We start from the raw sequence: 21907 nt of genomic DNA, 5'->3' as shown, positions 1-21907 counted from the left end.
GCTTCCCCGGTGGGCCATGTCATGATGTACTGCGCTTGCGCTACTGGGAGACAGGGAAATATGTCACGCAATCACCGCAGCAGGCCATTGCTGCTCACACTGGCGGCCGTCGCGCTTGCGGCCCTCATCTACTGGTCGGCAGCCACCGAGCGGCAGGGCAACGAGCAGGACATCCGCTTTTCGAGCATTGCCGATATCACCAGCGATACGGGCGAGCGGCTCATGTGGAAGGAATGCGACCAGCTCCCTGCCATGCCCGCTGGCACGGAGATAGGCTGTGCCTGGCTGGGCTTTGACGACGAGCATCTCGGTGAGATCTGGATACCCATTGCCGTATTCAGCTCCGGCAACACCGGCAACACGCCTGTCATCTATCTCCCCGGCGGCCCCGGCGGTTCAGGCTGGCTGGAGGAGTTCGGCCTGGCGGGCTGGCAGGATTGGTGGCAATCCGTCGATGCCAACAGGGACCTGATTGTCTTCGATCCCCGGGGGACAGGCCTGGGCTTCCCGAATCCACAATGCGAACAGTTCCGGGAGCAACGTCGGGCGCATCTCACGGCCCACTCGGGCCCGAACAGGGAAGCCGCCGATTTTGCCCTGGCACTGACCCGATGCATCAAGGATATCCACGCCAAAGGCACCGATCTGCGCGGCTTCAGCACCGCCGCGATGGTCGATGATGTGGATCGCATTGCGCGCCTGTTGCAGCAAAGCCAGGGGTATACGCGTTACCACCTGCATGGCATCTCCTACGGCTCCCGGCTCGCCTTGCAGATTTCGCGGCACGCGCCGGACTGGCTTGAATCCATGGTCCTTGACGGCGTCTACCCGCCTGACAGGGACGGCCTCACGCATCTGCCGCGGTTCTTTGCGCTGATGCTGGACCGGATAGATCAGGTCTGCGCAGCCAGCGCCTGGTGCAACGAGCGCTTCGGCGAGGCCGGCGTCCCCATACTGGCGCTGGCCCATGAGCTCCGCGAAAACCCGGTCACTCGCACCATTCGCTGGCAGGACGGGCGGCGTCAGCAGATCATCTTCAGCGACCAGCGCCTGCTGGAGGCGCTCGCCGCCGATGTATACACGAATGAGGCCCTGCCGTTCCTGCCGCTGATGATCGCGCGTTTCATGGACGGTGAGGAGGATGCCCTGGATATGCTGCTGTGGAACCTGCTCGCGTTTGAAGCGGACAGCTCGTTCAACAGGCTGATCTTCAGTGCGGTGGAATGCCAGGACAACGCCTTCCTGAGCGCTGCAGCCTGGCAAGCCATGTGGGCGGCGCACCCACAGCACGCCCCTTTCATCAGCACCTATTTCGATGAAAATGCCTGCGCGCGCATGGGGCTGTCCCCCGCCACGCCGGCGTGGCGGGAGCCGCCCGTGAGTGACATCCCGACGTTGCTCGTCAGCGCGGGTCTGGACCCGGTTACGCCGGTGGCCGACGCAGAACACACGGCGCAATACCTTTCCCGCAGCCAGCACCTCGTCATTGCCAACGCGCCTCACGGCGCCACCTTCGGCCACCCCTGTGCCCACGCCGCAATGCGGGCGTTCTGGGCGGGAGCCTCCACCCCGCCACACTGTGACCTTGACGACCTCCCCCTCAGTGCCAGCAATGATGCAGACGCGCTTGATGCGCTGATACGGGAAACCGCTGACTTCTGGGGGTACAAGCCGGAGGAAACAGGACCGAGCCCGGAATGCCGCGCATCTATATCAAAAAACTTTGATATAGATGCGCCGATCCCCTAAACTGCCCTCCTTATGACTCTGCCACAGATCCAGCTGCCCGACGGCGGCCATGTGCTTGATCCCCTGACCGGCCTGCTGCGTGCCGCCGGGGACACCCTGCGTCTGCAGGTCTTGCAGGTGCTGGGCAGCAACAGCTTTGCGGTGCTGGAGCTGTGCGAGGTACTGGCAGTACGCCAGTCCGGCATGAGCCATCATCTGAAGGTGCTGGCCAAAGCGGGGCTTGTGGAGCAGCGGCGGGAAGGCAATACCATTTTCTACCGACGCCGGCTGCCGACCACCGATGGCGAGCCCGCCCTGCTGCACCAGGCGCTGCTGGACGAGTTGGATACGCTGCCATTGGCCACCGAGGTGGCGGAGCGACTGGCCGGAGTAGTGGCACGCCGGGCGGAGCAGAGCCGGGCCTTCTTTGATCGTCACGCGGGGGACCTGACGGCGCGCCAGGACCTGATCGCGGACTTTGATCAGTATGGCGACCTGGCGGCAGAGATGCTGGAGCGGGCACTGCCGGAAGGTGGCGAAGCGGCACTGGAAATCGGGCCGGGCGATGGCCGTTTCCTGGCCTGGCTGGCGGACCGCTTCGAGCAGGTCACCGGGCTCGACAATACCCGGGCCATGCTGGATCACGCGCGCCGTAGCGTCGACAGTCTGAAAAATGTCACGCTGTGTCTGGGAGAATGGCCCCAGGCCGCACCACCACGTCAGTTTGACGCGGTGGTGTTGAATATGGTGCTGCATCATTTGCCGGCGCCGGGTGACAGCTTCATCAGCGCCGCGCGCCGGCTGCGACGCGGCGGCGTCTTGCTGGTCACCGAGCTGAGCCGCCATGACCAGGCCTGGACGCGGGACAACTGCGGCGACCAGTGGCTGGGCTTTGAAGAGGCCGAGCTGACCGGCTGGGCAGAGCGGGCCGGGCTGACATTGCTGGAAAGCCAGTTCCTAGCATTACGTAACGGTTTTCAGGTTCAGGTGCGCACCTTTGCGCATCTGGATCACATCACAAGCTGACAACGACCACATCACCATGGAGCCACTGCATCGATGAGCGAATATTCCATCTTCACGTCCGAATCCGTATCCGAAGGTCATCCGGATAAAATGGCTGATCAGATTTCTGATGCGGTACTGGACGCGATCATCAAGGACGACCCCCATGCCCGCGTCGCCGTGGAAACCATGGTCAAGACCGGCATGGCGATCATCGCCGGCGAAGTAACCACCTCCACCTATGTGGATCTGGAAGATGTGGTCCGCCAGGTCATTCTGGATATCGGCTACGACAGTTCTGACGTCGGCTTCGACGGCAGCACCTGTGCGGTACTGAATGCCATTGGCAAACAGAGCCGCGATATCGCCATGGGCGTGGACGAGAAAGAAGACAAGGAAATCGGCGCCGGCGACCAGGGCCTGATGTTCGGTTTCGCCACAGACGAAACCGACACGCTGATGCCCGCACCGATTTTCTTCTCTCACCGTCTGGTGGAGCGCCAGGCCGAGCTGCGCAAGAACGGCGTGCTGCCGTGGCTGCGCCCGGATGCCAAAAGCCAGGTCACCCTGCGCTATGAAAATGGCAAGCCGGTGGCCATCGATGCCGTGGTGCTCTCCACTCAGCATTCCCCGGACATCAGCCAGAAAGATCTGCGTGAAGCGATCATGGACGAGGTGCTGTTGCCGGTGTTGCCGAAAGAGTGGCTGCACGACAAGACCCGCTTTCATATCAACCCCACCGGCCAGTTCATTATCGGCGGCCCCATGGGCGACTGCGGCCTGACCGGGCGCAAGATCATTGTGGACACCTACGGCGGCATGGCCCGTCACGGTGGCGGTGCCTTCTCTGGCAAGGATCCCACGAAGGTGGATCGCTCCGCTGCCTACGCCGGCCGCTATGTGGCGAAGAATATCGTTGCTGCCGGGCTGGCCTCGAAGGTCGAGATCCAGGTGAGCTACGCCATCGGTGTGGCAGAACCCACCTCCATCTCGCTGAATACGTTCGGCACCGGCAAGGTTGCCGATGACGTGATCATCGAACTGGTACGCAAACACTTTGATCTGCGTCCGCGTGGCATCATCGAGATGCTGGACCTGCGTCGCCCGATCTATCAGGCGACAGCTGCCTATGGCCACTTCGGTCGCACCGGTGACAACTTCACCTGGGAAAAAACCGACAAGGCTGCCGCGCTGAAAGCGGACGCAGGCCTGTAACACTCGCACATCTATTACTGAGCCTGACTGACCGAGGGGCGCTGCAGCGGATTACCGCGAGGCTCGGTCAGGCAGGTGGCACGACAACGGCGCCCATTCGTCAAAAACGAATGGAGAAAGACATGAACGCAAAAGCAAAAGCACTGCAGGATTACAAAGTCGCGGATATCGCGCTGGCCGATTATGGCCGCCGGGAAATCGAAATTGCCGAAACCGAAATGCCGGCACTGATGACCATCCGTGAAAAATATCGTGCCGAGCAGCCGCTCAAAGGCGCGCGCATCATCGGCTGCATCCACATGACGATTCAGACCGCCGTGCTGATCGAAACCCTGCAGGCACTGGGCGCGGAAGTGCGCTGGTCCAGCTGCAACATCTTCTCTACCCAGGATCACGCCGCTGCGGCCATCGCGGCTGCCGGCATCCCGGTGTTTGCCTGGAAGGGCGAAACAGAAGAAGAGTACATGTGGTGCATCGAGCAGACCTGTCGCACACCGGATGGGGAGCTGTGGAACGCCAACATGATTCTGGATGACGGCGGCGATCTGACCGGTTACATCCACGAGACCTACCCGGAGATGCTCACGCACATCCACGGTGTCACCGAGGAAACCACTACCGGCGTACACCGCCTGCTGGAGATGCTGAGGAAAGGCACCTTGAAAGTGCCGGCTATCAACGTCAACGACTCGGTCACCAAAGCGAAGAACGACAACAAGTACGGTTGCCGCCATTCGCTTAACGATGCCATCAAGCGCGGCACCGATCACCTGCTGTCCGGCAAGAAAGCGCTGGTCATCGGTTACGGTGACGTGGGCAAGGGCTCCGCGCAGTCTCTGCGTCAGGAAGGCATGATCGTGAAGGTCACGGAAATTGATCCGATCTGCGCCATGCAGGCCTGCATGGACGGCTATGAAGTGGTCAGCCCCTTCATCGACGGCGTCAATACCGGCACCGACGCCTGCATCGACAAGACGCTGCTGGGCACCACCGATTTGCTGGTCACGACCACCGGCAACTATGACGTCTGCAATGCCAACATGCTGCGCGCGCTGAAAAAAGGCGCTGTTGTCTGCAATATTGGCCACTTCGACAACGAAGTCGACACCGCTTTCATGCGCAAGGCATTCGAGTGGGAAGAAGTCAAACCCCAGGTGCATAAAGTATGGCGCGACAAGGCTGCGGGCGACTTCCTGCTGCTGTTGTCCGAAGGCCGCCTGGTTAACCTGGGTAACGGCACCGGGCATCCCAGCCGCATCATGGACGGTTCGTTTGCCAACCAGGTCCTGGCGCAGATGTACCTGTTCGATCAGGCCTATGCCAACCACAGCGATACGGTGAAAAAAGACATGCTGACGGTCAAGGTGCTGCCCAAGCATCTGGACGAAGAAGTCGCACGCTACATGGTGCAGGGCTTCGGTGGTGTCATCACCAAGTTGACCGAGAAGCAGGCCGAGTACATCGGTGTGCCGGTAGACGGCCCGTTCAAACCCGAAGACTACAAATACTGATGCCATGCCCCGCAGGTCGATGACCTGCGGGGCAACACGGCAAATGGAACGAAAAAAACCATGACAAAACATGCCATAAGCTTCGAGTTCTTCCCGCCCAAGACGGACGAGGGCCTGGGAAAGCTGCAGCTCGTGCAGCAGAAGCTGCTCAAGAAAAACCCCGAATTCTTTTCCGTGACCTTCGGTGCTGGCGGCTCCACCCGCGACCGCACCTGGGACACGGTCATGAAGGTCCGCGAGGGCGGCACGGATACTGCGCCGCACCTGAGCTGTATTGGTCAGGACCAGAGTGAAGTCACCGACCTGATTCACCGCTACCGCGACGCCGGCATTACCCGGCTGGTGGCATTGCGCGGCGATATGCCGTCCGGCATGGGCTATGCCCAGAGCGCGCTGAAGTACGCAGACGATCTGGTGCGCTTGATTCGCGCCGAAACCGGTGATCATTTCACCATTGAAGTCGCGGCCTACCCGGAGATGCATCCGCAGGCGCGCTCTTTTACCGACGACATCGCGCACTTCAAACGCAAGATTGATGCAGGCGCCAACAACGGCATTACGCAATATTTCTATAATGCCGATGCCTATGCGTACTACATGGAACAGCTGGACAAGCTGGGGGTGACCGCACCCGTCGTGCCGGGCATCATGCCGATCACGAATTTTGCCAATCTGGTGCGCTTCTCCGATGCCTGCGGTGCGGACATCCCGCGCTGGGTGCGCAAGGGCGCAGAACACCAGCCGGACGATGGCAGCCTGCGCGCTTTTGGCGAAGAGGTGGTAACCCGGTTGTGCGAACGCTTGCTGGCGCTGGGTGCGCCGGGGCTGCACTTCTATACCATGAACCAGTCTGCCGCCAGCTTGCGCATTCTCGACAATCTGGGTCTGTAATACATGGGCACCAACCGGCGGGCGGCGGACAAGTTCTATCAGCTTGTCGCCAACGACGAAGATGCACGGGTCTGTACCGACATCTCCGACGATGCCTGCCGTGAGGTGCCCGGCAATTTTGTCCGCATGCTCAGCAGCCAGGTGCTCACCAGCATCGGCGACCTCCTGATCAACCCGAAAACCGTACTGGCCTGGCTGATTGGCGCCGTGGGCGCGCCGGCCTCGCTGGTGGCGTGGCTGGTACCGATCCGCGAATCCGGCTCACTGATTCCCCAGTTGGCCATCGGCGCCTGGGTGCGCCGCCATCCGCAACGCAAATCTTTCTGGGTCCTGGGCTCGGTCCTGCAAGGGCTGGCCGTCGCCGGCATGGCCGCGTGCGTGTGGCTGCTCGATGGCCTGGCCGCCGGGCTTGGCATTATTGGCCTGCTGATCCTGTTCAGCCTCGCCCGAGGCCTCTGCTCTGTGGCAATGAAAGACGTGCAGGGCAAATGCATCCCCAAATCCCGGCGCGGCCGGCTCAGCGGGCTGGCCGCTACGCTCTCCGGGCTGATAACGCTGGCGCTGGCCGCCGTGGTATTCCACGACAATGCCGAGCCGGGGCCGGGTTTCTACACGGTGGTGTTGCTGGCCGCCGCAGCCACGTGGCTGCTGGCGGCTGCGCAGTTTGCCCGGGTGGAAGAATTCGATGGCGAAACCAGCGGCGGCGGCAATGCGTTCAAGGCCGCGTTGGCCAGCCTGTCATTGCTGCGCGACGATGCCCCCTTCCGTCATTTCGTGATATCCCGCGCCTTGCTCATGGCATCGGCGCTGGCGTCGCCCTTTATGGTCGTGCTGGCACAACAGCAGGGTGGGGGCGCCCTGGCGCTGGGCAGCTTTGTCATGGCCGCCAGCCTGGCCAGCGCCATCAGCGCGACGCTCTGGGGTTATATGGCCGACACGGCCAGCCGGCGGGTCATGGTGCTGGGCGGCGCCCTGGCCAGCCTGGCCTGCCTGCTGACCGGCGGCCTCGCCGTCATCGACAGCACGCTGGTGGCCGGGCTCTGGTTCTATCCGGCGGCCTTTTTTGTCCTGGCAGTGGCCCACGCGGGCGTGCGCATCGGTCGCAAGACCTACATGGTGGATATGGCGGGTGGGAACAAACGGACGGACTATGTGGCCGTCAGCAACACGGCGATTGGCGTGCTGCTGCTGGCCGCCGGCGGCCTGAGCGCGCTGGCGTCACTGATTTCCACAGCGGCCGTGCTGATCATGCTGGGTATGATGGGACTGGCGGGCGCCATCAGCGCTTTCCGACTCAAGGATGTGTCGGCCTGACGCTAACTCAGTACGCCTGGGTGTCGGTATCGTAGTATTCCAGTGACAACTGCACCGGCAGCGGGCGGGCATCCCCGTCACTGCGACGGGCGCCGCTTTCTTCAGCGATACAAGGCTTGAGGCCGACCAGATCAAAACCGGCCATGGCCGCGGTGTGGCCCACCGTCTGCCCGACCTTGTGACAGCTGATGACCGTCTGTGAGCCAGACAACGCGAGATTGCGGCGGCTGTCAGCGGCGGAAAGCGCCAGCATCAGCACCAGCGCCAGAATCATTGTGAAAACATAAATGGGCCTGGACAGCATCATTCTCTTTCTCACCAGGTCGTGCCGCGTTCTTTTTATGTGCTCCCGCGTGCATCAACGTGCCGCAGTGAGCCCCCGCTTCGCTCAAATTGACTGACTTCTCACAAACAACGTGACCCAGTCGAGCGTTATGACTTTATTGTTCATCAGGGGGTGCTTGCACTGAAGTACAGATTGATGTCGTTTTGTTGGGGCAGTGTTAACAAAAAGCACCCGAAAAGGTGCTGGAAACAACGCTTACTCACACAGCCTGATACGAAAGGATGAGATGTGTTTTCTTCTACGCTTTTAGCGTTAATTTTTGGCTGACTCTAAATAATTAGCGCCTGCGGCATGATGTTCACAGCGCGCGCTGTTACACCTTCCTGTACAGCAGATCCCAGACGCCATGCCCCAGCCGCGCGCCGCGCCGCTCGAACTTGGTTTCCGGGCGCCAGGCCGGGCGCGGCACAAAATCACCGTCCACCGCTGTATTCTCCCAGCCCGGCGCGTCACGCATCACCTCCTGCATATGGCCGGCATAGTCTTCCCAGTCTGTGGCCATATGAAACAGACCGCCGGGCGCCAGCTTGCGCAGCACCAGCGCGACGAACTCCGGCTGCACGATGCGTCGTTTGTGGTGTTTTTTCTTGTGCCAGGGGTCCGGGAAATACAGCTGCACCCGTGTCAGACTGCCGTCCGGCACACACTCCGCCAACACCTCCACGGCGTCATCACAATAGCTGCGCAGGTTCGTCAGGCCCTGCTCTTCAATCGCCATCAACAGGGCGCCGACGCCGGGGCGGTGCACCTCGATGCCGATAAAATCCATGTCCGGCGCCGCGCTGGCCATCTCCACCAGCGACGCGCCCATGCCGTAACCGATCTCCAGCACGCGCGGCGCCTCGCGGCCGAATACCGTCGGGTACGCCAGCATGCCAGCGGCGCGCTCCAGGCCGTACACCGGCCACAGCACTCTCAATGCGCGCTCCTGGCCCGGGGTCAGGCGGCCTTCACGCAGCACGAAGCTGCGCACCTTGCGCATCACACGTCCGGTCACCGGATCCTTGTCCTGTTTGATGAAGTCGAGCATGCGCAATCCGCTTTCCGGCGTGAGGGGCCGCTATTCTAGAGCCTGACATCACGCTTTGCATTGATCCTGACACATCTTGTCCGCAGGACCATTCAGCGTGACCCGTGTGCCGCAGATGTGATGTACGGCAGATTGACTCTCATCTGAAGATGGTGGAATCTCACCCCGCTGCACTCTGAGGGGAGGGGCAGCGAGAATCATAACAGGGCCCGCACCACAGCTACCGCGACGGGCTCGCACATCGTAGAGGGAAGGTTCATGGGCCTGTGGTTAATCGTTGCCGTGGTGCTCGCCTATGCAGGCTGCATCATGTTCGTGCGTTATCGTTCCAGTGTGAGCTTCCCGCTATCCCGGCAGCTGACCGACTTTTCCACCTTCATGGTGCCCTTCAACCTGCCCGCCTACCTGTTGTCCCGCGTGCCCACGACACCGCGCATCAGTGCCGACCATTTCCCGGAGCTGCGTCTGATCGAGGATAACTGGGAGGTGATTCGTGACGAGGCCCTGGCGCTGTACGAGCACGGCCATATCGCCGCCAAGGACGACCTGCCGGCGAGCAGTTTTTACAAGAATGGCCGCTGGAAGAGCTTCTACCTGAAGCTGTATGACAGTGACATCCCCTCGGCCCGCGCATTGGCGCCCAATACCATGGCGCTGCTGGACAAGACCCCGACGATCAACATTGCGCTGTTTGCCATGCTGATGCCGGGCAAGAAACTCAGCAACCACCACGACCCGTTTGCCTATACGCTGCGCTATTCCCTGGGCCTGAGCACGCCCAACTCCGAAGATTGCGCCCTGGTGGTCGACGGCGAACATTACACCTGGCGCGACGGGCAGAGCATCATCTTCGATGAAACCTACTTCCACTCTGCGCACAATCGCACCGATGTGCCGCGCATCATTCTGATGACGGATGTGGATCGCCCCCTGCATCTGCGGTGGGTGCAGCGCGCCTATTTCCTGTTCGGTCGTTTTTTCAACAGTCTGTTTGCCATCGACAATCTGGACAGCCAGCGCAGCGGTATCGGCAATCGCCTGGGCAAGGGCGTGCTCGCTTACAGCGCACTGCTCAAGCGCATCAAACACCGCAATCGGAGTCTGTACATCGTCACAAAATGGCTGATCCTGCTCGGATTGCTGGGGCTGCTCGTCTGGCGCATCGCATAGACGGGCTGACGCGACGGTTGCGCTATTGAGGTAGCGACGCAGGTCGGCTAAGGTTTGCGGCCCGTTTCCGGTGCGCCCTCCCCAGGGCGCCCGCAGCCTTCGAGATAGCCTTATGTGGTTCAGAAATCTGTCCGTGTTCCAGAGCAGCCAGCCGTTCAAATGGTCATCTGCCGAGCTGGACGACATGCTGTCCCGGGCGCACTGTCCGAGCATCACCCAGCAAGCCCTGAGCGTTGATGGTTTTGTCGCGCCGGTGAAGACCGATGAACGCATGGTGCATGACACCGACGGGCTGATCTTCGCCACCTACCAGGAAACATCCCGGCTGTTGCCCGGCGCCGTGATCAAGGAAGAGCTGGAAGAGCGCGTTCAGCAGATCGAAGCAAAGGAAGGCCGCAAACCTGGCCGCAAGGAGCGCGCCGATCTCAAGGATCAGATCACTTTCGAGCTGATGCCGAAAGCCTTTACCCGCTCCCGACGCATTCCCTTTCTGATCGACATGATGCGGCATCGCATCATCATTGATGCCTCCGGCGCGCGCGCTGAGCAGGTGGTCGCCGCGCTCCGCAAGGCCGTGGGTGATCTGCCGGTCAAACCGCCCGGCGCAGAGCATGCCCCCGCGGCAGCGATGACCGAATGGCTCCGCAACCCGGCCAGCCTGCCAGGCGGGCTGACGCTGGGCGACCGTTGCGAACTCAAGGCTGACAGCGACGCTGGCGCCAGTGTGCGTTTCACGGCGATGGATCTGGGCCGCGAGGAAATTCTCGCCCACCTGGAGACCGGCATGGCCGTGGTCAAACTCAATCTCTGCTGGGATGACGCCTGCGAATTCGACCTGTCAGACAAGCTGGAGATCAAGCGACTGCGGCCGCTGGACATGCTGCGGGAAAATATCGACGCCATCGATGAAGAGGATGTGCTGGCGGAGCTGATGGCGCACATCAGCCTGCAGGGCGGACTGATGCGCAGCATCCTTGATCGGCTTTACACGTTTTTTGGCGACGAGGCCCAGGCGCCCACCCCTGTGAGCCGCTGAGTTACTCCTCGGTGAGCATCACCGCCAGGCCGTAGCCACACGGCTCGATGCTGCAGTTGACCATGATCACCGACACCCGGTACTCCGCTTCAACCTTCGGTGTGTAGTTCAGTACCGGCAAATCGTCGTCCAGCAGGTCCGAGGCGACGACATTGCCGCGACTATCGCGCAGCACCAGATCAATATCGTCACAGTCCTGGTCGCAGGCGGCCAGCATCACGTGGGCCCGCCCACCCTGCAGGCGCACCACCAGCTCCTCCCGTTCGCCAGCCTCCAGAGCGCCGAAGCGGGGCGATTCGCGCAACACATAACCGCCGCCAAGAAAAATTCTGACGCCTTCCTCTATCTGCATACCCACAACGCCGCCCGACTGGGCACTGACCAGCGGAGCGGCCGCAGCCAGCCACACGGCCATCATGGCCCTTCCGGACGTTCTCAACACAGAACGCCATGCGTTACCGCTCATGCTCCGTTTCATAGTGATCTACCCCTGCTGTTGTTTGTCATTATGATGGCGCGGCCTCATCTTCTGAACACCGGCCACAACGCCAACAGCCACTGCACGGGTATTCAGACGGCCAACGTGCGGACAGGGCGCACTTCGATACTGCCCACTCTGGCCGGCGGAATGGCCGCCGCAATCCTGAGGGCCTCTTCCATGTTGTCAGCCTCGATCAGGTAGAACCCTGTGAGCTGTTCCTTCGTTTCCGCAAACGGGCCGTCAGTGACCGACACCTGCCCCTCGCGGACCCTGACCGTCACGGCAGTGGCCACAGGTTCGAGCGCCTCGGCGGCCACCATCTTCCCGCTACGCGCCACGGCCTCGGCATAGGCGTGGCACTCGGCATCCTCAGGACTTTCCGGCAGGCTGTGGAGCAAATGCTCATCACTGTAGACCAGACACAGGTATTTCATTTTTGCTCTCCTGTTTTCTCACCGCGCCTGCTTGCACCACATCAGGTCAGCTCACGTAAACGCAGTGCAAAAAAATCCCGCTCGGCCTGTTGCGTGGAATAGGCCAGCGCTTCAGCGTAGGCATCGCGCGCTTCGGCGCGACGTCCCAGACGACGGTACATGTCCGCCCGCGCGGCGTGGGCCAGACTGTACTCGCGCAGATCGCCGCGCTCCAGTATCGCATCAATCAGCGCCAGGCCAGTGTCGGGTCCGTCACGCATTGCCACCGCCACCGCCCGATTCAGTGCCACCACCGGCGACGGCGCAGCCCGCAACAGGACATCATACAAACCGACGATCTGCGGCCAGTCTGTCTCATCGGCGGTGCGCGCCTCCGCATGCACCGCCGCGATGGCCGCCTGTAACGCATAAGGACCAAAACGGCGCGAACGCAACGCCGTCTCCACCAGGGCTTCGCCTTCCGCAATCAATGCCGGGTCCCACAGCGTGCGGTCCTGATCCGCCAGCAGAATCGGCGCGCCCTCCGGCGTCATACGCGCGGGACGCCGGGCCTCCGCCAACAGCATCAACGCCAGCAGGCCTGCCACCTCCGGTTCGGGCAGCAGCTCGTGCAGCAGACGACCCAGCCGCACCGCCTCCGTCGAAATATCCGTGCGCACCAGTGCGCTGCCGGAGCTCGCATAATAGCCTTCATTGAAGACCAGATAGATGACACGCAGGACGGCATCCAGCCTGCCCGCCAACTCAGCGCGCTCGGGCACGGCATAGGGTATCCCTGCATCACGGATTCTGTTTTTTGCTCTGACGATGCGCTGCGCCAGGGTCGGCGTGCCCACCAGAAAGGCACGGGCGATTTCTTCTGTGGTCAGGTCACAGACTTCCCGTAACGTGAGTGCCACCTGTGCGTCCTCCGGCAACGCGGGATGGCAACAGGTGAAGATGAGACGCAGCCGGTCGTCCTCCACACTGTCTTCCAGTGCGCGGGTCACCGGGTCTTCTTCTTGCCCTTCAAGACGGATCGCCAGCTCGCGCACCGAGGCATCGAAGCGCACACGGCGGCGCAGGCGGTCAATCGCCTTGAAGCGTCCGGCAGATACCAGCCAGGCGCGCGGGTTGTCGGGCACGCCATCGCGCGGCCACTGCTCCACCGCCGCGATGAACGCATCCTGCAAGGCCTCTTCCGCCAGATCAAAATCACCCAGCAGCCGGATCAGCGTTGCCAGCACGCGCCGGGATTCGGCGCGGTATACCGCTTCGATGCGTACTTGCACAGCGCGCTCATCAGTCAAGGCAAGCCCTCACGCTCTTCCGCCAGCGGCCTGATCGGACGCACCTCCACTGTGCCGGCGCCTGCAAACGGCACCCGGCTCGCCACGCGAATCGCATCGTTCAGGTCCCGGGCCTCAATCAACAGAAAGCCGGTGAGCGGCTCACTGCCGGACACCAGTGGCCCCGGCACCACCTGACCGACGCCCTCACGCACGAACACCGACGCCGTGGCGGACGCGCCCCCCAGCGCCTCCGCCGCAAGATAATGGCGCGAGGCACGCACCACATCATCACAGACCAGATGCGCTTGCTCAACGGCTCGCCGCCCACAGGCCGGCAATATGCAGGGCTGGCGCAACGCACCGTAGATCAGACACAGATATTGCATAGCGGCTCCGGGCCCTCTGATGTGTTTTGACGACATGTTCTGGTCGCCCACCGCCACGCCCTTTCGACAGAGGACCGCCATCTCACGTGCTGTGTGATCGACGCCGCGAACGAGGGGCATACAGAAGTGCGTTTGTGGCCGTCCAACACGTGTGATAGAAATCACAAATGCATCTCCGGGGATCAACAATGAGCATGACTGCCGCACCGGCTGGCAAACCGGCCACCGACGCCCAGGCGCTGGTGATCGACGCTGTTCACGGGCCTGAAAACCGCCCGACGCTCGTCTTCATTCATGGCTGGTGCTGTCGGCGGGACTACTGGCAAGCCCAGGTGGACGCCCTGCGCGGCGACTACCCGATGTGGGTCGCCGACCTGCCCGGGCATGGCGACAGCCCTGCCAGTGGGACACACACCATCGAGACCCTCGCCGACACCCTGATCCAGGCGCTGCGTCGGGACAGCCGGGGCATCAGTGGCCCTGTGGTGCTGATCGGTCATTCCATGGGGGGTGCTGTAGCGCTGGAAGCCGCTGCCCGACTGGGGCCTCAGGCTGCGGGCGTCATCCTGGTGGACAGTTTCGTGATTGATTACGGCGGCCTGGACGCGGACACGCAGGGCGCTATCCATGCGCCGTTTCGCGCCGACTTTAGCGCCGCCATGGCGGATCTGATCGACAACACCAGCACCGCCCTGACACCGGTGGCGCTCAAAGCGCGCCTGAAACGGGAAATGGCTGACGCGGACCCCGCCCGGGCCCTGCCGTTATGGGCCGCGTTGCTCGCCTGGCAACCCGACGCTCTGGCGCAGCTGGACTGCCCCATCCACGCCATCAACGGCAGCCTGATTCCCGACAGCGCACGCACCCGCTGCGCGCCCTGGGTGAGCGAGATCGTGGTGCCGGGCACCGGCCACTTTCTGCAAATGGAGGTCCCCGACCAGGTCAATGCCCACCTGCGCGATCTGCTCGCAGACATTGCCGCGTGGCCTGCGAGGTGAGCGCATCGCCGAGCGGGTCAGCGCAGCGGCTGGCACAGCATCAGCCGCAGCTGCTCGACACCCTGTACCGCGCCGCCGCCGAGCCGGCCCACTGGCAAGCGGTGCTGCATCAGCTGGTGGAGATACTGGACGCGCGCTCTGCGCGACTGCTGGTGCTGGATCGCAAGGCCGCATCGGTGCAGACCGGTGTCGTGATCAACCATTGCGAGCACTACTATCAGCAATACGTCGATCACTACGTCAATCTGTGCCCCTGGCGGCCCGAGCTGGCACAGAAGCCATCGGGGCAGCTTTACAGCACTTATCTGGATTTTTCCTGCCGGCAACCGGATTTTCTGAAATCCCGCTTTTTCAACGAATGGGCACGCCCGCAAGGCATCCACCACGGCATGCTCGGCACCGTCTACCAGGACCCGGACTGCACCGTGCAATTGCTGGTGCAGCGCACGGATGGCCCCGGCCACTTCAGCCGGGAAGAAACCCGGGCCATGAATACCCTGGTGCCACACCTGCAGCATGTCTGCCAACTGCGGCGCCTGTATGAAGACAATCAGCTGCGCAGCGGCGCCATGGTGCGCTCCGCTGAAACCCTCGCCAGTCCGTTCCTGTTGCTGGATGCCTCACACAGGGTGGTCTATCTGAGTCCGCGTGCCGAAGCCCTGATTCAGGCCAGCACCGTCATGCGTCTTCAGCAGAACCGTCTGCGGCTCTGTGCGCCGGCCGCACAACATCATTTCCAGACCGCTTGCACCGAAGCCGCCCGGGCCTTTGATCCGGCACCTGACGGTGTACGAAGTGGCGCGCCGCCGCTGCGCCTGCATTGTCCGGAACACGGGGATATCTGGCTGCGCATTTTGCCCGTGCAGGGCGATGACGTGCCCTTGCTGTTTACACCCCGCCGGGCTTTCGTGGTCGTGCAGCTGCAACCGGCAGCGCAACGCCCGGCCATCTCCTCCGCGCAACTACAGCACCTCTTTGATCTGACACCCCGGGAAGCGCATATCGCCTGCAGGCTCGCCGAGGGGGATTCCGTGCAACGCATCGCCGACGTCAGCCAGACGCAGGAAAGCACGGTGCGCACTCACCTCAAACGCCTGTTCCTGAAAACCGGCACGCACAGCCAGGCCGATCTGGTGCGCTGCGTGCTGACCAGCCCGGCCTGTACCTGGTCTATCTGAGCGGCTTATCCCGGCTGGTCGTGTACCCCATTTGGGGGACGACACCTGCCGCACCGTGCGTAAGGCTCACTGCGGAGGGAATGACGCATGAGCCAGATACAGCAATCCAGTACCAGCCATAGCGATAGGCATCGCAATAGACATAGTGCGGGCAGCATGGGCCGTACAGGGGCGGTCATCAATTGGGCGCCGCTGGCACTGGGCACCGCACACAAACACCGCGTCCGCATTCTGTGTCGACGGATGCTGGGGCGCGACACCCTGCTGATCGAGGACGCCACCGATTTTGTCTTGCGGGAACTGGCCCGGGACAACTGGTCGCGCTGTCTCCGTTTTCAGGGCAAGGCGAAGCCGGACACCTGGCTTTATCTGTTGTCCGTGCAGCTGATTCGGGAATATCGGAAGCGCCTGCTCGAACCGCCCGGCCGGTGACCTGACCGGCCCGCATCAAGCCTGTTGCAAATGCGCGGTGAGCGCATGCATGAAGTCCATGCACGCCTTGAGCTGGGGCAGGGTGACAAATTCGTCCGGCTGGTGTGCCTGACGGATGCTGCCGGGGCCGCAAATAACCGTGGGCAATCCGGCCTGTTGAAACTGGCCCGCTTCGGTCGCGTAGGCCACCTGTTCCGTTGGCAATTCACCCAGCAGCCTGTTGCACAAGGCCAGCGCCGCGCCGTTATCGCGATTGGCCAGCGGCGGCACGGTGGCGGTCAACCGCTCGGTGCGCACTGACACCTCTGCCAGACCTTTACCATGTTCTGCCACCAGTGCGTCCGCGCGCGCCTCAACGCGGGCCAACAATGCCTCGAACTGATCCGTCGGCAAATGGCGGATTTCCCAATCGAAATGGCATTCAGGCGCCATGACATTGATCGCAATACCGCCCTGGATACGGCCCACATGCAGGGTCGAGTGGGCAATATTGAACGCCTCATCGACACATCCTTCAGTGCGCAGATCAGCCATGACGTCTTCGATGGCCGTCACCAGCCGCGCCGCCAGATGGATCGCGGACACGCCCTGATCAATCTGGCTGGAGTGCGCCGCCTTGCCGGTGACCACGGTGCGCAGATTGGTACTGCCCTTGTGGGCCACCACCGGCTGCATCAACGTTGGCTCGCCGACAATCACCGCCGACGGGCGCGGATGCGCCGCCAGCAATCGCTCGATCATGCGCGGCGCGCCCAGACACCCCACTTCTTCATCGTAGGACAGCGCCAGATAAATCGGCCGCTGCAATGGGGTCTGTGACCACACCGGCAGCATCGCCAGCGCGCAGGCGATAAAACCTTTCATGTCACAGGTGCCACGACCGTGCAGCCGCTGGTCATCGCCGGGCGTCAACACAAACGGATCGCTGTGCCAGTCCTGGCCCGCCACCGGCACCACGTCGGTATGCCCGGACAGCACAACGCCCCCGGCAACGGCAGGCCCGATGCGCGCCAGCAGATTGGCCTTGCGGCCATCATCACTGGCAACACGCTCGCAGACGGCGCCATGTTGCGTCAGCAACGCCTCGGCATGATCAATCAATGCCAGATTGGAATCCCGCGACACAGTGGGGAAACCCACCAGCGTGGCCAGTTGCTCCTGCGCGGTCGCGGCATCCATCAGACTTTGCTCACACCGTCCAGCGGCGAGGACGCGCTGGCATAGGCCTTGCGCGGCATGCGCCCGGCAAGAAACGCCTCGCGCCCTGCCTCGATGGCTTTTTTCATGGCGCTGGCCATCAGGACCGGCTGGCCGGCATGGGCAATCGCCGAGTTCATCAACACGCCTTCGCAGCCCAGCTCCATGGCCAGCGCGGCATCGCTGGCGGTGCCGACGCCGGCATCGACGATGATCGGCACGTTGGCTTCTTCGATGATGATGCGGATGTTATGCGGATTGAGAATACCGAGCCCGGAACCGATCAATGAGCCCAGCGGCATGACCGCGACGCAGCCCATGTCTTCCAGCGTCTTCGCCGCGATGGGGTCGTCGTTGGTATAAACCATCACCTTGAAACCGTCCGCGACCAGTTGCTCTGCGGCGATCAGGGTTTCACGCATTTGCGGGTACAGGGTTTTCTGGTCGCCCAGCACTTCCAGTTTGACCAGGTCATGGCCGTCCAGCAGTTCCCGGGCGAGCTTGCAGGTGCGCACCGCGTCTGCGGCGGTGTAGCAACCGGCCGTGTTCGGCAGAATCGTGTACTGGTCCGGCGAGATAAAATCCAGCAGGTTCGGTTCGCCCGCGTTCTGGCCAATGTTCGTGCGCCGGATCGCCACCGTGACAATTTCTGCGCCGCTCATTTCGATGGCCGCGCGGGTCTCGTCAAAATCCCGGTACTTGCCGGTGCCGATCAACAGACGTGATTGATAGGTCTTGCCCGCTACCTGAAAGGTATCGGGCCCTTGCGCACCAGACACTTGTGAATCACTCATTACTGCTCCTGTGGGATCTTATAGACACGCACTGTCGCTCAACCGCCGCCAATGGCGTGGACAATTTCAATCGTATCGCCATCGTGCAGCCGGGAGGTGCCGTGTTCGCCTTTCGGGACGATATCACCGTTCACTTCCACGGCCAGACGCCGGCCGCTGATCTCGAGACGGGTCAGCAAGTCAGCAATGGTCTCACCGTCGAAAACAAGTGTGTCGCCGTTAACCTGGAGTTGCATGGCTATCAGACCGTTTTGTAGAGAGAAAAGGCGAGCCAGACCCAGCCGATAATCAGCAGGGTGCCGCCCACCGGCGTCACCGCACCGAGCCAGCGCTGACCGGTCAGCACCAGCAGATAGAGGCTGCCACTGAACACCAGCATGCCGGCAAACAGTATCCAGCCTGCGGTAATGATACCGGCGGCAGCGCTGAACTGTTTTGCCAGCACGCCCACCAGCAACAGGCCCAGGGCCTGGAAAAAATGATACTCACTGGCCGTGGCCCAGGTATCGAGTCGCCCGGCCTCCAGCAGGCCCGCCTCGACCCGGGCCTTGAGGCCGTGGGCACCAAAGGCACCACACACCACGGCCAGCGCGGCATTCAGGGCACCCAGTATCAACAGGATCTTCATCAGCACGGCTCACAACAGTGGGACACAAAAACGCCGCCCGAGGGCGGCGTTCATTCTACCTGAGATCGGCGCCGGCATTCAGCGCTCATACCTCATTGCTCACGGCTCAGACCTCACGCCACCATGGCATTGCGCAACTTGCCGATCGCTGCGTTTTCCAGCTGCCGGATGCGCTCTGCGGAAACGCCATAATGGTTGGCCAGATCCTGCAGGGTGGTCTTGTCTTCGGCAAGCCAGCGGCGCTCGAGGATGTCGCGGCTGCGCTCATCCAGGCTCAGCATCGCCGAGCCGAGACGCCGGCTGCTCTGCTCCTGCCAGTCCTGATCGGCCAGAATGTCCGCCGGGTCGCCGCCGTCCGCTTCAAGGTACTGGGCGGGCGATACCACCGGGCTGTCATCATCGTCGTCCATGGGGCCGTCGAAAGACGCATCAAAGGCCGCCAGGCGGCCTTCCATTTCCCGCACATCGCGGGTACTGACGCCGAGGTCATCCGCCACGCGCTGGGTCTCTTCCGGGGTCAGTCGTGCCAGACGTTTCTTGGCACCGCGCAGGTTGAAGAACAGTTTGCGCTGCGACTTGGTGGTAGCCACCTTGACGATGCGCCAGTTCTTCAACACGAACTCGTGAATTTCAGCCTTGATCCAGTGTACGGCGAAGCTGACCAGCCGCACGCCCACATTCGGGTCGAACCGGCGCACCGCTTTCATCAGACCGACATTGCCTTCCTGGACCAGATCGCCCAGCGGCAGCCCGTAGCCGGTGTAGCTGCGGGCAATATGCACCACGAAGCGCAGGTGCGAGAGCACCAGGCTGCGCGCTGCATCGATATCATCCTCGTAGAACAACCGCTCTGCCAGGGCACGCTCATCTTCCGCGCTCAGTATCGGCACGGCACTGGCTGCCGAGATGTAGCTGTCCAGGCTGCCGCCGGGCACATTCATCAGTTGCAAGGCATCAAATTTCTGCAGTTGCATGGTCTTGTTCCTTATCCGGGTAGCTCGTCGCTCAGCCTCAGCTGATACGCGCTTTGAGCAGGATATTAGCACTCGTTGCCTTGGAGTGCTAAGGGTGTGCATTTGTTCCCCTGATAGGCCCAGGCTATGCAGACGTGTTTGTGGGCAGCAGGCCTCTCAGAGAAGCTGCGGGTCGATGTCATTGAGGTGGCGGGAGACCGCCAGCCAGGCGCCCATCAGCCCCAGAAGACCCGCAAACAGCGGCAGCACCAGCACGTTCACAAAGCCGATGCCGACTAGCGAGTACTCACTATCGTACAGTGCCGTCAGCTCATCAATGGGTGAACCGATCCACAGCAGGGCGATCTGCACCAGCACTACGGACACCAGCCCGCCTGCCAGCCCGAACCAGAAACCGGTATACAGAAACGGGCGGCGCACAAAACCGTCGGTGCCGCCCACCAGCTTGATCACCACGATTTCCTCGCGGCGGCTTTCGATGGCCAGGCGGATGGTATTGACCACCACCAGCACCACAGCGAGCGCCAACGCCAGTGTCAGTGCCCCGACAATACGGCCGGCCAACTCGATCATGGCGTGCAGCCGCTGCACCCAGAGCACATCGAGTTGCGCCAGATCCACCTCGGGCATGGCGTTCAGGGCGGATTGCAGGGCGGCCAGCTGATCCGGGTGGGCGTCCACGGGATACACCATGATCAGCGGCGGCAACGGGTTGTCCGGCAGCGCGTCCAGCACATCGCCAAAGCCGGACAGCTCGCGGAATTCCGCCAGCGCCTGCTCCCGCGTGACGGACTGGGTGCGCGCCACATCATCACGCGCTTGCCAGGTCGCCGCCAGCGCACGCTGCTGGTCGCTATCCACGTCGTCCTTCAGAAATACCGACAGATGGGCGTTGCCATCCCAACCGCGCGTCGCGGCCTGGGCGTTTTCCAGCAACACCGTGATGCCCGCTGGCAGCGCCAGGGCAATGGCAATCACCAGCACCGTCATGGCCGTTGCGGCAGGCGCGGCGCGCATGCGCAGCAAGGCATCCCGTGCCGAATCCCGGTGATGCAGGCGCCAGGACTCGAGGCGGTCTCGCCAGGCGCTGCGGGCGGCGCGGGCGCCACTGCTGCGACGCGGTGGCGTGACCGGCGCGGCGCGCTTCGGTTTCAGCGGTGTGGCATTACGGCCGGGGCGCTTCGTGGTCATACAGGCGTCTCATCCCGGTCGGCGACCAGATGGCCTTCGCGCAGGGTCAGCAATCGGTGGCTGTAACGGGCAATCAGGGACAGGTCATGGGTGGCGATCATGACGGCGACGCCTACGCGGGCAAAATCCTTGAACAGATCCATGATTTCTGCCGACAGCTCCGGGTCAAGATTACCGGTGGGCTCGTCCGCCAGCAGCAGGGGCGGCTTGTTGACCACGGCACGGGCGATGCCCACGCGCTGCTGCTCACCGCCGGAGAGCATCATCGGGTTGAGCTTCTCCTTGCTCAGCAGGCCGACCTTGTCCAGCGCGGCACGCACACGCTTGCCGATATCTGCCCGGGGGAAACCGGCGATCACCAGCGGCAAGGCCACGTTGTCATAGACGCTGCGATCAAACAGCAGTTGATGATTCTGGTGCACCATGCCAATGCGACGGCGCACCAGGGGAATCCCGCTGCGGCCGACACGATTGAGCGGAATGCCATCCACGAGAATCTCACCGGCGGTGGGCCGCTCGATCATCATGATCAATTTCAACAGGGTGCTTTTGCCCGCGCCGGAGTGCCCGGTGAGAAAGGTCAGCTCGCCCGCAGGCAGCGTCAGCGATACCTGCTTCAGCGCATCCTTGCTGCCCATGCCCGGGCTGCTATACCGCTTGCTGACGCGATCCAGCTGTATCATTCACCGACTCCGCA

24 protein-coding genes and 1 riboswitch are annotated in these 21907 nt (G+C 62.5%); of the genes, 11 read left to right on the top strand and 13 right to left on the bottom strand.

Annotated elements, in window-relative coordinates; all coding sequences use genetic code 11:
* Nucleotides 1-60: 60 nt before the first annotated feature.
* The 6 genes from K8B33_RS08490 to K8B33_RS08465 all read left to right on the top strand — a co-directional run bounded on the left by K8B33_RS08490 (nt 61) and on the right by K8B33_RS08465 (nt 7664).
* On the top strand, nt 61-1749 hold the full coding sequence (locus K8B33_RS08490; protein WP_223425556.1) for an alpha/beta hydrolase: 1689 nt from the start codon (nt 61-63) through the stop codon (nt 1747-1749).
* Nucleotides 1750-1761: 12 nt separating this feature from the next.
* Complete coding sequence (locus K8B33_RS08485; RefSeq protein WP_223425554.1) at nt 1762-2754, top strand: ArsR/SmtB family transcription factor; 993 nt, start codon at nt 1762-1764, stop codon at nt 2752-2754.
* Between the two features lie 33 nt (nt 2755-2787).
* Nucleotides 2788-3948: a methionine adenosyltransferase gene (gene metK, locus K8B33_RS08480; protein WP_223425553.1), complete on the top strand. Its 1161-nt coding sequence runs from the start codon at nt 2788-2790 to the stop codon at nt 3946-3948.
* 27 nt (nt 3949-3975) lie between these two features.
* Nucleotides 3976-4050: riboswitch (S-adenosyl-L-homocysteine riboswitch) on the top strand.
* Between the two features lie 20 nt (nt 4051-4070).
* Nucleotides 4071-5459, top strand: a complete 1389-nt coding sequence (gene ahcY / locus K8B33_RS08475) for an adenosylhomocysteinase (RefSeq protein ID WP_223425552.1) — start codon at nt 4071-4073, stop codon at nt 5457-5459.
* Between the two features lie 60 nt (nt 5460-5519).
* Nucleotides 5520-6350 carry a methylenetetrahydrofolate reductase [NAD(P)H] gene (metF, locus tag K8B33_RS08470; protein ID WP_223425551.1) on the top strand — a complete coding sequence of 277 codons (831 nt, stop codon included), beginning with the start codon at nt 5520-5522 and terminating at the stop codon, nt 6348-6350.
* A gap of 3 nt (nt 6351-6353) precedes the next feature.
* Nucleotides 6354-7664, top strand: coding sequence for an MFS transporter (locus K8B33_RS08465; protein WP_223425550.1), 1311 nt, complete (start codon nt 6354-6356; stop codon nt 7662-7664).
* Nucleotides 7665-7671: 7 nt separating this feature from the next.
* On the opposite strand, the gene K8B33_RS08460 is transcribed toward K8B33_RS08465, so the two are convergent.
* Nucleotides 7672-7971, bottom strand: a complete 300-nt coding sequence (locus K8B33_RS08460; protein WP_223425548.1) for a hypothetical protein — start codon at nt 7969-7971, stop codon at nt 7672-7674.
* 352 nt (nt 7972-8323) lie between these two features.
* Nucleotides 8324-9040 carry a tRNA (guanosine(46)-N7)-methyltransferase TrmB gene (gene trmB, locus K8B33_RS08455; protein WP_223425547.1) on the bottom strand — a complete coding sequence of 239 codons (717 nt, stop codon included), beginning with the start codon at nt 9038-9040 and terminating at the stop codon, nt 8324-8326.
* Nucleotides 9041-9298: 258 nt separating this feature from the next.
* On the opposite strand from trmB, the gene K8B33_RS08450 reads away from it, so the two are divergent.
* Nucleotides 9299-10210 (top strand): aspartyl/asparaginyl beta-hydroxylase domain-containing protein, encoded by a 912-nt coding sequence (locus K8B33_RS08450; protein WP_223425546.1) that lies wholly within the window; start codon nt 9299-9301, stop codon nt 10208-10210.
* 112 nt (nt 10211-10322) lie between these two features.
* Nucleotides 10323-11246 carry a recombination-associated protein RdgC gene (locus K8B33_RS08445; RefSeq protein WP_223425545.1) on the top strand — a complete coding sequence of 308 codons (924 nt, stop codon included), beginning with the start codon at nt 10323-10325 and terminating at the stop codon, nt 11244-11246.
* Nucleotide 11247: 1 nt separating this feature from the next.
* Here K8B33_RS08445 and K8B33_RS08440 read toward each other — a convergent pair whose 3' ends face one another.
* The 4 genes from K8B33_RS08440 to K8B33_RS08425 all read right to left on the bottom strand — a co-directional run bounded on the left by K8B33_RS08440 (nt 11248) and on the right by K8B33_RS08425 (nt 13818).
* Complete coding sequence (locus K8B33_RS08440; RefSeq protein ID WP_223425544.1) at nt 11248-11664, bottom strand: hypothetical protein; 417 nt, start codon at nt 11662-11664, stop codon at nt 11248-11250.
* A 152-nt stretch (nt 11665-11816) separates the two neighbouring features.
* Nucleotides 11817-12161, bottom strand: a complete 345-nt coding sequence (locus K8B33_RS08435) for a YciI family protein (protein ID WP_223425542.1) — start codon at nt 12159-12161, stop codon at nt 11817-11819.
* Between the two features lie 41 nt (nt 12162-12202).
* Nucleotides 12203-13432, bottom strand: a complete 1230-nt coding sequence (locus K8B33_RS08430) for an RNA polymerase sigma factor (protein WP_223425541.1) — start codon at nt 13430-13432, stop codon at nt 12203-12205.
* A gap of 14 nt (nt 13433-13446) precedes the next feature.
* Nucleotides 13447-13818 (bottom strand): YciI family protein, encoded by a 372-nt coding sequence (locus K8B33_RS08425; RefSeq protein ID WP_223425540.1) that lies wholly within the window; start codon nt 13816-13818, stop codon nt 13447-13449.
* A gap of 188 nt (nt 13819-14006) precedes the next feature.
* Between K8B33_RS08425 and K8B33_RS08420 the strand changes: the two genes are divergently transcribed.
* The 3 genes from K8B33_RS08420 (at nt 14007) to K8B33_RS08410 (ending at nt 16426) form a co-directional block, all read left to right on the top strand.
* Nucleotides 14007-14816: an alpha/beta fold hydrolase gene (locus tag K8B33_RS08420; RefSeq protein ID WP_223425539.1), complete on the top strand. Its 810-nt coding sequence runs from the start codon at nt 14007-14009 to the stop codon at nt 14814-14816.
* Entirely contained in the window at nt 14813-15994 is a 1182-nt protein-coding gene (locus tag K8B33_RS16220; RefSeq protein WP_223425538.1) for a helix-turn-helix transcriptional regulator, read from the top strand. The genes K8B33_RS08420 and K8B33_RS16220 overlap by 4 nt, the downstream gene beginning before the upstream one ends.
* Nucleotides 15995-16150: 156 nt before the next feature.
* Nucleotides 16151-16426 carry a hypothetical protein gene (locus K8B33_RS08410; protein WP_223425536.1) on the top strand — a complete coding sequence of 92 codons (276 nt, stop codon included), beginning with the start codon at nt 16151-16153 and terminating at the stop codon, nt 16424-16426.
* A gap of 15 nt (nt 16427-16441) precedes the next feature.
* Here the strand turns inward: K8B33_RS08410 and argE are convergent, their stop codons facing one another.
* From argE to ftsE, 7 genes are all read right to left on the bottom strand, one after another.
* On the bottom strand, nt 16442-17605 hold the full coding sequence (gene argE / locus K8B33_RS08405) for an acetylornithine deacetylase (protein ID WP_223425535.1): 1164 nt from the start codon (nt 17603-17605) through the stop codon (nt 16442-16444).
* A complete protein-coding gene (locus tag K8B33_RS08400) occupies nt 17605-18417 on the bottom strand; it encodes a thiazole synthase (RefSeq protein ID WP_223425534.1) in 813 nt (270 codons plus the stop codon). The genes argE and K8B33_RS08400 overlap by 1 nt, the downstream gene beginning before the upstream one ends.
* A gap of 38 nt (nt 18418-18455) precedes the next feature.
* Nucleotides 18456-18653, bottom strand: a complete 198-nt coding sequence (gene thiS, locus K8B33_RS08395) for a sulfur carrier protein ThiS (RefSeq protein WP_223425533.1) — start codon at nt 18651-18653, stop codon at nt 18456-18458.
* Nucleotides 18654-18658: 5 nt separating this feature from the next.
* Nucleotides 18659-19045: a DUF423 domain-containing protein gene (locus K8B33_RS08390; protein ID WP_263284581.1), complete on the bottom strand. Its 387-nt coding sequence runs from the start codon at nt 19043-19045 to the stop codon at nt 18659-18661.
* Nucleotides 19046-19158: 113 nt separating this feature from the next.
* On the bottom strand, nt 19159-20019 hold the full coding sequence (rpoH, locus tag K8B33_RS08385) for an RNA polymerase sigma factor RpoH (protein ID WP_223425532.1): 861 nt from the start codon (nt 20017-20019) through the stop codon (nt 19159-19161).
* A 156-nt stretch (nt 20020-20175) separates the two neighbouring features.
* Nucleotides 20176-21210: a permease-like cell division protein FtsX gene (gene ftsX, locus K8B33_RS08380; protein WP_223425530.1), complete on the bottom strand. Its 1035-nt coding sequence runs from the start codon at nt 21208-21210 to the stop codon at nt 20176-20178.
* Nucleotides 21207-21893 (bottom strand): cell division ATP-binding protein FtsE, encoded by a 687-nt coding sequence (gene ftsE, locus K8B33_RS08375; protein ID WP_223425528.1) that lies wholly within the window; start codon nt 21891-21893, stop codon nt 21207-21209. Before ftsE ends, ftsX begins: the two co-directional genes overlap by 4 nt.
* Between the last annotated feature and the right edge of the window lie 14 nt (nt 21894-21907).

The organism is Alcanivorax limicola (genome assembly GCF_019931215.1).
GTDB lineage: Bacteria > Pseudomonadota > Gammaproteobacteria > Pseudomonadales > Alcanivoracaceae > Isoalcanivorax > Isoalcanivorax limicola.
The sequence above is the reverse complement of the archived record's forward strand: the minus strand, read 5'-3'. Positions and strand labels throughout refer to the sequence as shown.